The sequence below is a fragment of the Pannonibacter sp. CBAS1226 genome (genome assembly GCF_055685825.1).
In genome coordinates, this window is the sequence record NZ_JBVOUO010000003.1 from 57,421 (window position 1) to 71,539 (window position 14,119).

General features: G+C 64.4%; 9 protein-coding genes. 6 read left to right on the top strand and 3 right to left on the bottom strand.

The annotated features are described in order from the left end of the window. Positions 1-22 precede the first annotated feature (22 nt). From AC0CMF_RS10490 to AC0CMF_RS10510, 5 genes are all read left to right on the top strand, one after another. Positions 23-1,198 (top strand): cytochrome P450, encoded by a 1,176-nt coding sequence (locus AC0CMF_RS10490; protein WP_058899164.1) that lies wholly within the window; start codon positions 23-25, stop codon positions 1,196-1,198. A 48-nt stretch (positions 1,199-1,246) separates the two neighbouring features. Further along, positions 1,247-1,570 (top strand): 2Fe-2S iron-sulfur cluster-binding protein, encoded by a 324-nt coding sequence (locus AC0CMF_RS10495; RefSeq protein ID WP_050474603.1) that lies wholly within the window; start codon positions 1,247-1,249, stop codon positions 1,568-1,570. A 17-nt stretch (positions 1,571-1,587) separates the two neighbouring features. Next, positions 1,588-2,781, top strand: a complete 1,194-nt coding sequence (locus AC0CMF_RS10500; protein ID WP_374629621.1) for an NAD(P)/FAD-dependent oxidoreductase — start codon at positions 1,588-1,590, stop codon at positions 2,779-2,781. Positions 2,782-3,053: 272 nt separating this feature from the next. After that, positions 3,054-4,244 carry an efflux RND transporter periplasmic adaptor subunit gene (locus tag AC0CMF_RS10505; RefSeq protein ID WP_374629572.1) on the top strand — a complete coding sequence of 397 codons (1,191 nt, stop codon included), beginning with the start codon at positions 3,054-3,056 and terminating at the stop codon, positions 4,242-4,244. A gap of 157 nt (positions 4,245-4,401) precedes the next feature. Next, complete coding sequence (locus tag AC0CMF_RS10510; RefSeq protein WP_374629573.1) at positions 4,402-7,587, top strand: efflux RND transporter permease subunit; 3,186 nt, start codon at positions 4,402-4,404, stop codon at positions 7,585-7,587. A gap of 77 nt (positions 7,588-7,664) precedes the next feature. Here AC0CMF_RS10510 and AC0CMF_RS10515 read toward each other — a convergent pair whose 3' ends face one another. After that, positions 7,665-9,224 (bottom strand): MDR family MFS transporter, encoded by a 1,560-nt coding sequence (locus AC0CMF_RS10515; RefSeq protein WP_374629574.1) that lies wholly within the window; start codon positions 9,222-9,224, stop codon positions 7,665-7,667. Between the two features lie 176 nt (positions 9,225-9,400). Here AC0CMF_RS10515 and AC0CMF_RS10520 point away from each other — a divergent pair, with 176 nt between their 5' ends. After that, complete coding sequence (locus AC0CMF_RS10520) at positions 9,401-9,898, top strand: MarR family winged helix-turn-helix transcriptional regulator (protein WP_244269979.1); 498 nt, start codon at positions 9,401-9,403, stop codon at positions 9,896-9,898. Between the two features lie 80 nt (positions 9,899-9,978). Here AC0CMF_RS10520 and AC0CMF_RS10525 read toward each other — a convergent pair whose 3' ends face one another. Together AC0CMF_RS10525 and AC0CMF_RS10530 are read right to left on the bottom strand one after the other, a co-directional pair. Next, positions 9,979-11,190: an alanine racemase gene (locus tag AC0CMF_RS10525; protein ID WP_374629575.1), complete on the bottom strand. Its 1,212-nt coding sequence runs from the start codon at positions 11,188-11,190 to the stop codon at positions 9,979-9,981. Between the two features lie 697 nt (positions 11,191-11,887). Next, complete coding sequence (locus tag AC0CMF_RS10530; RefSeq protein WP_374629576.1) at positions 11,888-13,996, bottom strand: 3-hydroxyacyl-CoA dehydrogenase NAD-binding domain-containing protein; 2,109 nt, start codon at positions 13,994-13,996, stop codon at positions 11,888-11,890. Between the last annotated feature and the right edge of the window lie 123 nt (positions 13,997-14,119).

Genomic DNA, 14,119 nt, shown 5'->3' on the forward strand with positions numbered 1-14,119 from the left:
GATCAAGGGAGGAGGACTGCACATGCCGCTCGCGCCACTCGACGAGACCACTACGATTGCCCAGCTGACGGATGACCCTTATCCGGTCTACCGCCGCATGCGGGCTGAAACGCCTGTCATCCGCGTTGCTTCGGTCAAGCGCACGTTCCTGACCAAGGCGGTCCACACCAAGGCGGTGAAAGACAACCCGGAGCTTTTCAGCTCCGATGATCCCAACACGCCGATGAAGCCGGCCTTTCAGGCCCATACCTTGATGCGCAAGGACGGGGAGGAGCACCGGCGCGAGCGCATGGCCATGCAGCCGGCCTTCACGCCGAAGGCGATCCGCTGCAACTGGGCGGAACTCTATCAGTCCATCGCCGAGGACTATGTCTCCCGCCTGCCGCGCGGGCAGACGGTGGATTTGTTCACGGATCTTTGCGGCCCGGTGGCGGCGCGCATTCTGGCACATATTCTCGGCGTCGAGGAAGCGACCGACGAGGAGATGCAGCGCTGGTCGCAGCTTCTCATCGACGGGGCAGGCAATTTCGGCTGGCGGCCGGAACCTTTCGAGGCCAGCGACAAGGCCAATGCGGAGATGAATGCCCTGTTCGACAGGCTTCAGGCCCGCCACAAGGCCGAGCCCAATGCATCGGCCTATTCGATCATGCTGAATGCGGCCGATCCGATCCCGCTCAGCCAGATCTACGCCAACATCAAGATTGCCATCGGCGGGGGCATCAACGAGCCGCGCGATGCGTTGGCGACGATCATCTATGGGCTGCTGAGCAACCCGGATCAGCTGGCCGAAGTGCGCCGTCAGGAGGCCTGGGAGCAGGCCTTCGAGGAGGGCGTGCGCTGGGTGGCGCCGATTCAGGCCTCGTCCCGCCGGGTGCTGGAGGACACGGAGATCGGCGGCTTCGAAATCCCCAAGGGCGACACGGTGATGACCATCCAGGCCTCCGCCAACCGGGATGAGGATATCTATCAGAACGGCGAAGAGTTCTTCGTCTTCCGGGACAAGAACCCGCATCAGGCCTTCGGCAGCGGCCCGCATCATTGCGCAGGGGCTCATATCGCCCGCCGCACGGTGGGCCAGATCATGCTGCCGCTGCTGTTTGACCGGTTCCCGGACATGGAATTGCCGGACCCGTCTGCGGTGAAGTGGAAAGGCTTCGGCTTCCGCGGACCCATCAATCTGCCGGTGAAGCTGAACTAGGCTGACCGGCCCGGATTTCAGAACGTCTCGAATGGAGGAGGGAGAGACATGGTGAAGGTGACCTACGTGCACCACGACGGCACGCGCACCGAGGTGGACGGCAAGGAGGGCGACACCGTGATGCACACGGCGGTGGCCCAGGACGTGGAGGGCATCGTCGGCGAATGCGGCGGGGCCATGATGTGTGCCACCTGCCATTGCTATGTGGATGATGAATGGCTGGACGCTGCCGGAGAACGGCGCGACGGTGAGGAAGACATGCTGGACTGCGGCGCTGCCGAGGTGAAGCCGAACTCGCGCCTGTCCTGTCAGATCCGGTTGAGCCCGGCGCTGGATGGCCTCGTCGTGCATCTGCCCGAAGAGCAGATGTGAGCACGAAGGGAGAGACCATGCAGCGGATCGTCATCATCGGGGCCGGGCAGGGCGGCCTGCAGGCGGCCATGAGCCTCAGGCAGGAAGGCTTTACTGGCGCCATCACACTGATTGGTGCCGAGCCGGGCCTGCCCTATCAGCGCCCGCCGCTGTCCAAGGCCTATCTCAAGGACGGTGACGGTTCGCGGCTGGACCTGCGCCCGGCGGCCTTCTTCGACAAGAATGAGATCACGCTCGTCTCCGGTGTCCGGGCGGAACGTATTGACCGCGAAGGCCGTGAGGTGCATGCGGGCGGCACGGTCTATCCCTACGATCATCTGATCCTTGCCACCGGAACCCGCAATCTACGACCGCCGATTCCCGGGCTGGAGCGGGCGCTGGATCTGCGCACGCTGGAAGATGCGGCAAGGCTGCGCGGCGAGTTGGAACGGCCCCGGCGCATTGCCATCATCGGTGGCGGCTTCATCGGGCTGGAATTTGCCGCAGTTGCCCGTGCTGCCGGGCACGAGGTGACGGCCGCGGAAGCCGCGCCCCGTCTGATGGCGCGGGTGCTGTCGCCGGAGCTCTCCGCCCGCTTCCTTTGCTTGCACGAAGGCATGGGCACCCGCGTTCTGCTGGGCCGGCCGGTGAGCGCGGTGACAGACGAGGGCATCACCCTTGCGGATGGCTCTGGCATCGCGGCGGATCTGGTGATCCTGGCGGCTGGCGTGGTGCCCAATGTGGAACTTGCGGCTGAGGCTGGGCTGGATGTGGCCAATGGCGTTGCGGTGGATGGTGAGCTTCTGACCTGTGATCCTTCCATCTCCGCGCTGGGGGACTGTGCGTCCTTCCCTGATCCGGTGACGGGCGCGCGCATCCGCCTTGAAAGCGTGCAGGCAGCGACCGATCACGCCCGCCACATTGCCCGGCGTCTCATGAAGGGCGCGGGCGCGCCCTATGCCGCTGTTCCGTGGTTCTGGTCGGATCAGGCAGACTGGAAACTGCAGATCGCAGGCCTTGCCGGTCCGGGAGATGAGAGCCTTGCCCTTGGGCCGGATGCCGTGCTGCGCCTGCGCGATGGTGTTCTCTCGGCAGTCGAGACGATTAATGACGCCAAGACCCACATGCAGGCCCGCAAGCTGCTGGCCGGTGCAACCCCACCCTCCCGCGCCGAGCTGGAAGCCTGCGGCTTCGATCTGGCAGCGCTTGCCAAGGAGCGGGCGGCGGCGTGAGCGCGTTTCCGCGTCTGCCAGGTAAAGTCAGCATCAAGAGGGGCTGTACGCGCGGGCAGGAGTCCGCCGGATACATTCTGGTACAAATTTTCCGGGGCTTTTCGCCCAATGCCACCAGATTGACCAGCTTTGCCGCAAATTTCCGCTGGCGCCAGAGTCAAAAAATTTTGATGTTTCCTCGTGTAACGTTCACGCTACATATTCTGATGGTAGAAGGGCGATACCGGTTTTGAGCTTGGCGGCCGAACGGAAAATTTGAACTGGAGTTTCATGTGTCGCTCTGGAGACAATCGCTTTTAAGCCTTGTCATTATTGTTGCTGGCCTTGGCCTTTGGGCCAGGTTTTATCCCGGTGCAGGTGAAATTCTGGCACCTGCAGGTCTTGGCTGGCTCGCAGCTGCCTCCACGCCGCCGGCATCCGGTGGCGGGCAGGGTGGCGGCCAAGGGGGAGGTCAGGGTGACCGTGGGCCGCAGGGGATCGTCAACGTGGCGCCGGTCACGCAGCAGACGATCAACGACCGCCTGTCTGCCATCGGCACGGGCCGCGCTGTCCGGTCCGTCGAGGTCCGGCCGTTCGAATCCGGCCGCATGACGGAAATTCTTGTGAGGTCCGGTGCCGTCGTGAAGCGTGGCGATGTGATTGCCAAGCTTGATTCCGAGGCTGAGGAAATTGCCGCCGAACGCGCCGAGATCGCCCTCAAGGATGCCGAAGCGCGGCTGGGCCGCACCCGGCAACTGCGCCAGTCCAATTCGGCCAGTGAGGTGCAGGTGACGGATGCAGAGCTGGCTGCGCAAAATGCGAAACTTGCCCTGCGCGATGCCCGGCTGGCCCTGTCGCGCCGCTCGGTCGAAAGCCCGATCGATGGCATCGTCGGCATCCTGCCGATCACGGAGGGCAACTACGTCACCTCGTCCTCGGTGATTGCCACCGTCGAGGACCGTTCCGAGCTGCTGGTGGATTTCTGGGTTCCTGAACGCTTTGCCGGAATTGCCGTCGGGGCTCCGCTGAGGGCCGTGTCCGTTGCCCGCCCGGGGGAATATTACAATGGCGAAGTGAGCGCCGTGGACAACCGGGTCGAAACCGCAAGCCGCACCCTGCAGGTGCAGGCCAGCATCCGGAACGATGGTGACCGGCTGCGGCCGGGCATGTCCTTCCAGGTTGAAATGCGGTTCCCCGGTGAGACTTTTACCGCGGTCGATCCTCTGGCTGTTCAGTGGGGCGCGGATGGCGCCTTTGTCTGGGCGGTGCAGGACGGCAAGGCAAAGCGCACGCCGGTGCGCATCATCCAGCGCAACACCCGCAATGTGCTTGTGGAAGCTGAGCTGAAGCCTGGTGACGAGGTGGTGACGGAAGGGCTGCATCTGGCCCGTGAAGGCGCCCCGCTGAACATCGCCGGCCGCCAATTGCCGCGAGCTGGAGGCGACAAGACAGCCCAGCCCGCCGCCGCGCCGAGCGGTTCCTGAGAGCCTGCGCGGCCGGATAGGGCCGGCCGCTGCCGTGCATGACCGCACTGGTGCCCCCGATGGTGTGGCGCCGCGGTCCTGCCTTTGAGGACAATCCTTCCCGCAGTCTGCATCGCCTGATGCGGTGGGCTGCCCGGGATATCGGAACGAGGCCAAGATGAGCTCAAGCCATAAGCCTGACCGCAGCTTCACCGCCCTGTTCGTCCGCCGCCCCGTGCTGGCTTTCGTGATGAACATGCTGATCGTCGTCGCGGGCCTTGCCGCCTTCTTCGGCGTGGAAGTGCGCGAACTGCCGGATGTGGACCAGCCGGTCATCTCCATCCGCACCACCTACAACTCCGCTTCTGCCGAAACCATCGACCGGGAAGTCACTGGCGTCATTGAGGGCGCGGTGTCGCGGGTTTCCGGCGTCAAGTCGATCTCGTCCTCGTCCTCCTACGGTGAAAGCCGTGTGACGGTCGAGTTCTATGCCAACGTCAATCTGGATGCGGCAGCGGCGGACATGCGCGATGCGCTGGGCCGCATCACCAACAACCTGCCCGAGGATGCCGACGCTGCCCGTATCATCAAGGCTGACTCCAACGCCCAGCCCGTGGTGCGTCTGGCGCTGACCTCCGACAGCATGTCCGTCGAGGATATGACGGTACTGGTGGAAGACGAGGTCGCAGACGTTCTGTCCGCCGTGCCCGGTGTGGCCGATGTGCAGGTGTCCGGCGACCGGGAAAAGATCTTCCGCATCGATATCGATCAGGCACGAATGGCCAGCCTCAACCTGACGGTCGGTGACGTGGCTTCGGCCCTGTCCACAATGGCCTTCGATACGCCGGCCGGCTCGCTGACCAGTCAGACGCAGGATCTGATCGTGCGGGCGAGTGCCGCCATCGATACGCCGGAAGCGTTTGAGAGCATCATCCTGAACCGCCGGGCCCGCCTGGGGGATTTCGCCACGGTTACGCTGGGGCCGGATATCGGCCAGTCCCAGCTCAGGGCCAATGGCAAATCCGGCATTGGTCTTGGCATCATCCGCGCGGCCCAGTCCAATACCCTGGAAATCTCGCAGGGTGTCGCCGCTGCTGCCGCACGAATCCAGCAGACCCTGCCGGAAGGCACCAAGATCGAAGTCACCAGCGATGATGCAACCTTCATCACCGGCTCCATCCATGAGGTGGAGATTGCGCTGATGATTTCCGTCAGCGTGGTGCTGCTGATCATCTTCCTCTTCCTGCGGGACTGGAGGGCAACGCTTATTCCGGCCGTGACCATGCCGGTGGCCCTGATCGGCACGCTGGCGGCGATCTATCTGGCCGGTTTCTCCATCAACATCCTCACCCTGCTGGCGCTGGTTCTGGCGACGGGCCTTGTGGTGGATGATGCCATCGTGGTGCTGGAAAACATCGTGCGCCGCCGCAACCAGGGCATGGGGCCACGGGCGGCCGCCGTTCTGGGCACGGACGAGGTGTTCTTTGCCGTGATCGCGACGACGGCAACGCTGGCGGCTGTCTTCGTGCCGCTGTCCTTCCTGCCCGGACAGACCGGCGGCCTGTTCCGGGAGTTCGGCTTCGTGCTGGCGATTGCGGTGCTGCTGTCTTCTGTGGTGGCGCTGTCGCTCTGTCCGATGCTGGCGTCCCGCCTGCTCAAAGGCAAGGTCGCCAATATGGGGGCGGACGAGACGGTCATCCTCGAAACAGAGGCACAGGACGATGCCGGAGCACCGCAGGCAGCTGTCCCGGCCAGACAGGCCGATAGCGGTCTGGCAGGTCTCTACCGGCGGACCCTGAGAGCCTGCCTTGATGCGCCCATGGTGGTGCTTGCCGTATCGCTGCTTTTCGCCATGTCGGCGGTGGTTCTGTTTGGCACCATCAAGTCCGAGCTGACGCCTTCCGAGGACAGGTCCATGGCTTTCATGCGGATTTCGGCCCCGCAGGGCGTGAGTCTTGACTATCTTGCGGAACAGATGACGCGCGTCGAGGAGCTGATCCAGCCGCTGCGCGACAGTGGTGAAATCACCAGCACCTTCTCTGTCGCAGGGCAGGGCGGGCGGTCCAACAACGGCTTCATGGTGATGCGTCTGGCGCCCTGGGAGGCTCGCACGCGCTCGCAGCAGGAGATCGTTGCCGATGTGTCGCGGCTGGTGCGGGATGTGCCGGGCGTGCGGGCCTTTGTGTTCCAGCCGAACAGCCTTGGCATTCGCGGGGCGGGTTCAGGCCTTCAGTTTGCCGTGGCCGGCAGCAACTATGCGGCTCTTGGGGAAAGTGCTGCGAAGATCGTCGCGGAGCTGGAAAAGGATCCGCGCTTCACCCAACCGCGCCTGTCCACTGAGGCAACGCAGCCCCAGCTCTCCGTTTCCATCGACCGGGAGCGAGCGTCCGATCTCGGCATCGACATCAACGGCCTTGGCAATGCCATGCAGGCGATGCTGGATGGACGCCGCGTCGGGCAGGTCTTCATCGAAGACCGCAGCTTCGATGTGAAGTTTGTTTCCACCACCAACCCGATCAACGACCCGACGGACCTTGAGAACGTGTTCCTGCGCACCGGCGACGGGCGTTTCGTGCCGGTGTCCACCATTGCGACGCTGACCGAAAAGGCCGTGCCGCCGCAGCTAGACCGGGAGCAGCAATTGCGTTCCGTGGCGATTACCTCCAGCCTTGCCCCGGATTTTGCGCTGGGTGATGCCTACAAGGTGGCGCAGGAGATTGCTGCGCCGCTGCTGCCGCCGGGCGGGCGCATCGTGCCGCTGGCAGAAGCCGCAACACTGGGCGAGCAGTCGGCCAGCATGGCCCGCACCTTCGGCTTTGCCCTGCTGATCATCCTTCTGGTTCTGGCGGCGCAGTTTGAAAGCTTCATCAGCGCGCTGATCATCATGTTCACCGTGCCGCTGGGGCTGGCCTGCGCGGTCTATGCCATGGCCTTCAGCGGCACTTCGCTCAATGTCTACAGCCAGATCGGCCTTGTGCTCCTTGTGGGCATCATGGCCAAGAACGGCATTCTGGTGGTGGAATTTGCCAACCAGCTGCGGGACAAGGGCCTTGGTGTGCGCGAAGCGGTGGAGAATGCGGCCAACATCCGCCTGCGGCCGGTGATGATGACCATGCTCTGCACCATCGTCGGCGGCGTGCCGCTGGTTCTCGCCTCCGGCGCCGGGGCTGAGGCCCGCATCGCCCTGGGCTGGATCATCGTCGGCGGCCTTGGTCTTGCGACTTTCTCCACCCTCTATCTGACCCCGGTTGCCTATCTCCTGCTCGGCCGCTTCATCAAGCCGCAGGCGGAACAGGAAAGCCGTCTGGAGCGGGAAATGAGAGATGCGCGTGACGGTGCCGCGCGGATGACGCCGGGCGAGTGAAATTATCCAAAGCAACAGAAAAAGCCCCCGCCAGTGACCCTCTGGCGGGGGCTTTTGCTTGTGTGCTTCGGACTGGTTCAGCCCTTTGCATCCCCCACCGGCAGGCGGATGTTGCGTAAGGCGAGGGCGGCAACGAGACCAACTGCGGCGATGAGGGCGGCTGTCAGGAACAGCGGATGGAAGGCGGACTGGTAGATGCTTCCAAGCAGGTGCCTTGCGGTCTCTGGCAGGGCCGCGGTCTGTGCAGGCGACAGTTTTTCCAGATGCTCGACACCCGGCACCTCGCCCATGTGGCGGCCGAGGCCTGCGGAGAGGATTGCGCCATAGATCGAGATGCCGATGGAGGCGCCGCCGATGCGGGTGAGGGTGACGCTGCCGGTGGCCGCGCCCACGTCCCGCCTGTCTGCTGCATTCTGCACGCCCAGCACGGGCACCTGCTGGCCGATGCCGACGCCGATGCCCTGCGCCAGCATGATGAGCCCCAGCAGGATGGTTGGGGTGTTGCTGCCGGTGAAGCTGTAGGCCAGAAGCATGATGACCCCGGTCAGTGTGGAGAGCACGGAGAAGATCTTGTAGTTGCCCGAAGCGGACATCAGCCTCCCGGCGGAAAGCGAGCCGATGGCGATGCCGGCGGTCAGCGGAATGAAGAATACGCCGGCAGCCGAAGGGCTGAGGCCAAGGCCCGACTGCAGATACAGCGCATAATAGGTCACAAGGCCGATGCCGATGGCGCCGCTTGCCGCCGAGATGGTCAAGAGCAGGCAGATCTGGCGGTTGCGGAAGAGCGAGAGCGGCAGCACCGGTTCCGGCGCGCGCCTTTCCACCAGGATGAGGGCAACGAGGGCCAGCATGCCTGTGCCGAGGACCGCAAGGGCCGTGGGCGACAGAAGCCCGCCGAACAGTTCCGAGCCATCGGCCCACAACACGATGCTGCCCGTCACCATGGCGGCCAGGATGGCGCCTGGATAGTCGATCTTCGGCTTCCGGTCCGGCCGCTTGTAGGGCAGCATGATCGCAAGGGCGGTGAGGACGATGATGCCGACCGGCAGGTTGATGAAAAAGATCGAGCGCCAGCCGAACAGATCGCTCATGGTGCCGCCCAGCACCGGGCCGATGGCACCGGAGAGCATCAGCACGAGGCTGGAATAGCTCTGGTAGCGGGCCCGCTCGCGCGGGGCGAAGAGGTCGGCGTTGATCGAGAAGATCGTCACCATGATGCCGCCGCCGCCAAGGGCCTGCAGCACGCGCGCGGCAATCAGCGTGTTCATGGAGACGGCAAGGGCACAGGTGAGCGAGCCAATGGTGAAGATGGCGATGGCGGCCAGCATCACGTATTTGCGCCCGAACAGATCGCCCAGCTTGCCATAGACCGGCATCACGGCGCTGGAGGCGAGAAGATAGGCGGATGCCACCCAGCCGAACCGCTCGATCTGGCCAAACTCGCCGACGATGGTCGGCAGGGCCGTGGCGACGATCTGGTTGTCCAGCGTCGCCATGAAGACGCCCATCAGCAGGAACAGGAAAATGATGATCCTGCGCGGGTGGGGTGGTCTTTCAGGCGGGGTGGTGTGGGGAAGAGCCGCTGATGCAGCCGCACCGGCTTCAAGCTCTGCCGGCTCCGTAAGATGTTTGTTCATGGCAATGGCGCGTCCAGAGATTCCGCCCCTTGCGGAAAACCCCGCAATCCCTCGGGCGGATGATTGCGAAAATATGTGCTTTTCGCATATATGTGTCAATGTCAAATAAGTGACAAGTGCACGCAGCGGGATTATGCTGCTTTTGGGATCGATACAGGCAGGGGATGACGGAGCAGATGGCAGATCAGGACCGCGGACGGCAGGAAGAGGATTTCGCGCTGATCTCCGCAAGTCTCGGCCGCATGCGCATGATGATCGGCCGCCGCATCATTGGCCGCATCGCCCTGCAGCAGACCGAGCCGGGGCTGGAGCTGACCCATCTGGATGTCATCGACGCCGTGCGTCGCCGCGCGCCCGAGGGGGAGGTGACTGTCGGGGCGATTGCCGAGTTCATCCGGGTTGACCCCTCCCGCAGCAGCCGGCTGGTGGCGGATCTGGTCCAGCGCGGCCTGTTGCGCCGGACTGTGTCGCAGGAGGATGCGCGCCGCAGCGTCGTTGAGCTGACGGAGCGCGCCCACGAGTATTTCCGCGTTGCCGACCGGGTGAAGCAGGGCTTCATCCGCGACATCACCGCAGACTGGAGCGCGGAGGATCTCGACCGCTTCGCCATTCTGCTCGACCGTTTTGTCACGGGACTGGAAGAGCGCTCGCGCCTGCCGGGGGATGCCGGCTGAGCAGGTCTGCGGGCCCCAGTCCCCTGACAGGCCCCGGCCCCCTGGCAGGCCCCAGTCCGGGGCCGGTCCGTGTGGACGCGTTATTCCGCGATGACGATTTCCAGCGGACGCGGGTGCGACAGGAAGTCGAGATGGCTCATGGAATAGCCATAGGCGCCCGCGAGCCCGACGACGAAGAGATCGCCGATATCGGCCGCTACCAGATGCACCGGAGTTGCCGTCAGCTTGTCGGCGGAATTGCACAGGGCGCCGCCGATGAAGGCGGTTTCATTGCGCACCGACTGCTGGCCATCGAACACGGCGGGGGCATCCATGCGCACCACGTCCACCGGATGATTGATCTTCAGCGCGATGGGGCGGCGGAAATGGTGTGAGCCGCCCTGGCAGACGATCTGCTTCATGCCGACGCTGGTCTTGATGTCGACGATCTCGGTGCAGTACCAGCCGCTGTCGGCTGTGAGATAGCGCCCCAGTTCCAGCACGAAGTGGCGGCCTGCAAAGCCATGCTCCGCGATCAGCGCCGTCAGGCGCGCAGCATAGGCTTCCGGCTGGAAGCCGCGGCCTGTCTCCAGATAATCGATGCCGAAGCCGCCGCCGAAGTCGATGGTGCTGCACTTGAGGCCGGGCACACGGGCTTCCGTTTCCTTGGCAAGCTCGAACACGCGGCGGCAGTTTTCCAGAAGATCATCCAACTGCAGCACGCCTGAGGCGGAATAGACATGCAAGCCCCGGAAGGCGAGATGGGGCAGGGCGGCGATCTGCGGCAACTGGTCGAAATACAGCTCCTGATCGATGCCGAACTTGGAGCTGTCACCGGAGAAGCTGGCCTGCGCATCATGCACATGGAAGTTGGGATTGACGCGGACGAGGATTTCCTGCGTCACGCCATGGCGGGCACAGATCTGCTCCAGCCGGTGCGCCTCGGTCAGCGATTCCACATGCACCAGCTTGATGCCGGTGGAAACCGCCCATTCCAGCTCTTCCGGCGACTTGCCGGGGCCGGTGAAGACGATCTGCTTCGGCGCAAAGCCTGCGTCCAGCGCCTTGCGGCCTTCGCCGATGCTGGCGATTTCGACGCCTGCCACATCCGCCGCCAGAGCCGCCTTGAGGAACGAGCCGTTCGGGTTGGCCTTCATCGCATAGAAGATGCCGACTTCCTGCGGCAATGCGGCCTTGAGGGCGGCAATCTTGGCCTTCATGACCGTGAGGTCATAGACGAAGAAACTGCGTCCGTTGGTCTTGTCCGCGCCAAGCTTTGCGATGGACTGGCGGACATGGGCAGGAAGAAACATGGATGAAGCCCCTCGGGGTTGCGTGCCGTCCTGTGGCTGGTCCTCTGGCTGGCTCCGCATCCTTTGCCGCTGGCAGGGCGGCCCTGCACAGGTTCCTGTGCGAGGCGGAAGGCCTTGACGGGCTGCAGGCGCGGGGAAGGGGCTTGAGGGGCCACCGGCTGATTTTCAGCCTGTGATAGACCGCCTTGCCCTTCCGATGCCAGCCATTTTTACGGGAATCTGCAGAAGCATTTTGTCCGCAAGAGTGGGGTTTGATCCGGATAGCCAGTCAGGCGCCAACCCCTCTCCTTCGAGGCGGGGCTTCTGGATGCACACATCGTGCAGAAAGATGTCTCAGGGCTCAGGCACAAGGTGGCTGCCGTTGTTTTAATAGCAAGGCCTATCTGTTCCCCTCCCCCTTGAGGGGAGGGGTGAGGGGTGGGGGTAAAAGCCTGAAAACACGGGGTATTTTCATTGAAGGCGCCCTGTTCAGAAACGTGTGCCGGTCAAGCTGCGCTCCAGCGTGAAGACCCCCACCCCTACCCCTCCCCTCAAGGGGGAGGGGAAATGAGAGGCCTCAGCCAGAGACCAAAATTCTGACGCTGCTTACCTTTTCCGGCATCAAAGCAGCGTCTGTGGTGTCTTCCTGCGCGATGCGAGAATCTGGCGGCCTCAAGGGGGGAGAGGGGCGCTGCGGTCATATGGAAGCGCTTTGCCTCTATGCCGCCTCTCCGGCATCCAGATCCGCGAAGGTCTTGCCCTCGGCGGCGAGGCGGACGAGCAGGGGGGCGGGGCGCCAGAAGTAGGCGTCGTCTGCCGAGAGGCGGTTGATGTCGTCCAGCACCGAGGCAATGCCCACCGTATCGGCATAATGCAGCGGGCCGCCGCGCCAGCGGGGAAAGCCGTAGCCGGTGAGCAGCACCGTGTCGATGTCCGATGCCCGGCGGGCGATGCCCTCTTCCAGAACGCGGGCGGCCTCGTTGATCATCGCGGCCATGTAGCGCCGCTGGATCTCGTCCGCCGTGAAGCTGCGCGGGGTGATGCCGGCCTCCTTGCGGGCCTCCTCCAGCAGGGCGAGGATTTCCGGGTCCGGGCGGCCCTTGGGGCTCTGTTCATCATAGATGTAGAAGCCGCGCCCGGTCTTCTGGCCGAGCCAGCCCCGGTGATAGAGCCCGTCCGCAAAGGTCACCACCCGCTCTTCCGGCGGGCGGGTGGGCGCGCGGCGCTGGCGCGAGGCATAGCCGATGTCGATACCGGCCAGATCCGAAACCTGGAACGGCCCCATGGCAAAGCCGAAGTCCGTCAGCGCGGCGTCGATCTCGTAGGGGCTTGCCCCGTCCATCATCGTGTAGTCGGAGGCAAGCCGGTACTGCATCATCAGCCGGTTGCCGATGAAGCCGTCGCAGATGCCGGAATAGACCCCAATCTTGCCGAGCTTGCGGGCCAGATCGAAGGCATGGGCGACATGGGCTGGAGCGGTCTTTTCCGCCACCACGATCTCCAGCAGCCGCATCACATGGGCGGGGGAGAAGAAGTGAAGGCCGATCACGTCCTGCGGGCGCGAGGTGACGGCAGCGATGGCATTCACATCCAGATAGGAGGTGTTGGTGGCGAGCGTGGCGCCCGGCTTGGCGATGGCGTCCAGCTTGCGGAACACGTCCGTCTTCACCTCAAGGCTTTCGAACACCGCCTCGATGATGATGTCGGCCTGTGCCAGCGCCTCATAGGTGGTGGCGGTTGTCAGCTTGACGCTGAGGATCTCATCGCGCTGCTCGGCGCTCAACTTGCCGCGGGCGACGGCGCCGTCGAGATTGCGGGCAATTGTTGCGCGGGCCTTGTCGGCAAAGGCTTCCTCGCGTTCGACCAGGGTGACGGGCAGACCGGCCAGAAGCGCGGCGGTGGCAATGCCAGCGCCCATCGTGCCGCCGCCGATAACACCTGTGGAGGCATAGGGCGGAGGCGTCAGTCCGGCGATCTCCTTCACCTGTGCAGCCTTGCGCTCGGCAAAGAAGGCGTGGATGAGGGCGGCGCGCTGGGGCGTCTGCATCAGGTCGAGGAAGCGCTTGCGCTCGGCGGCAAGGCCCTCCGTCCGGTCCATGCGGGTGGCATCTTCCATCGCGTCGATGGCGGCCAGATGCGAGACCTCACCGCGGTTGCGGGCGCGCACCTTCTTGCGGGCAGCCTCGAAGACGGAAGCTTCGGCCACGGGGCGGGGGCGCAGGCCGGAGGCCACGGGGCGGCCGGCAGAGCCATCCGCAACGGCGCGGACCTTGTCCTTTGCCGCTGACAGCAGGTCAGCCGCAGGCACCACGGCATCCACAATGCCGAGGGACAGCGCTTCGGCAGCGCTCACCTGACGGGCGGTGGTGATGATGTCGAGGGCGGCTTCCACGCCCGCAAGGCGCGGCAGGCGCTGGGTGCCGCCAGCGCCGGGCATCAGGCCCAGCGTCACTTCCGGCAGGCTGACCCTGGCCGTCTCAGAAGCAATGCGCAGATGCGAGCCAAGGCCGACTTCACAGCCGCCGCCGATGGCTGCGCCGTTGAGGGCGGCCGCAATGGGCTTGGCGCTGTCCTCGATGGCATTGATCACGTCCGGGAGATAGGGGGGCTGCGGTGTCTTGCCGAATTCGGTGATGTCGGCACCGCCAACGAAAATACGGCCCGCGCCGGTGATGACGCCTGCAATGGCGTCACTATCCGCCGCCAGCCGCGCCACCGCCTCCAGCAGTCCGGCCCGCACCGCCTGAGACAGCGCGTTGACCGGCGGGTTGGCGATGGTGATCACGGCAATGCCGTCCTGAACTTCATATGAAACGGGAGTGGTCATTGCGCCCCTCTGTTCTCTCTCCGCATGCCGGCGCAACTTGCATGACCGGCGCCACAAGTTCAACCGGCCAGAGGGGGGATGCTGCCGAAAGCGACGGGGTGTTCAGGTAAGGGTGAAGTCCCT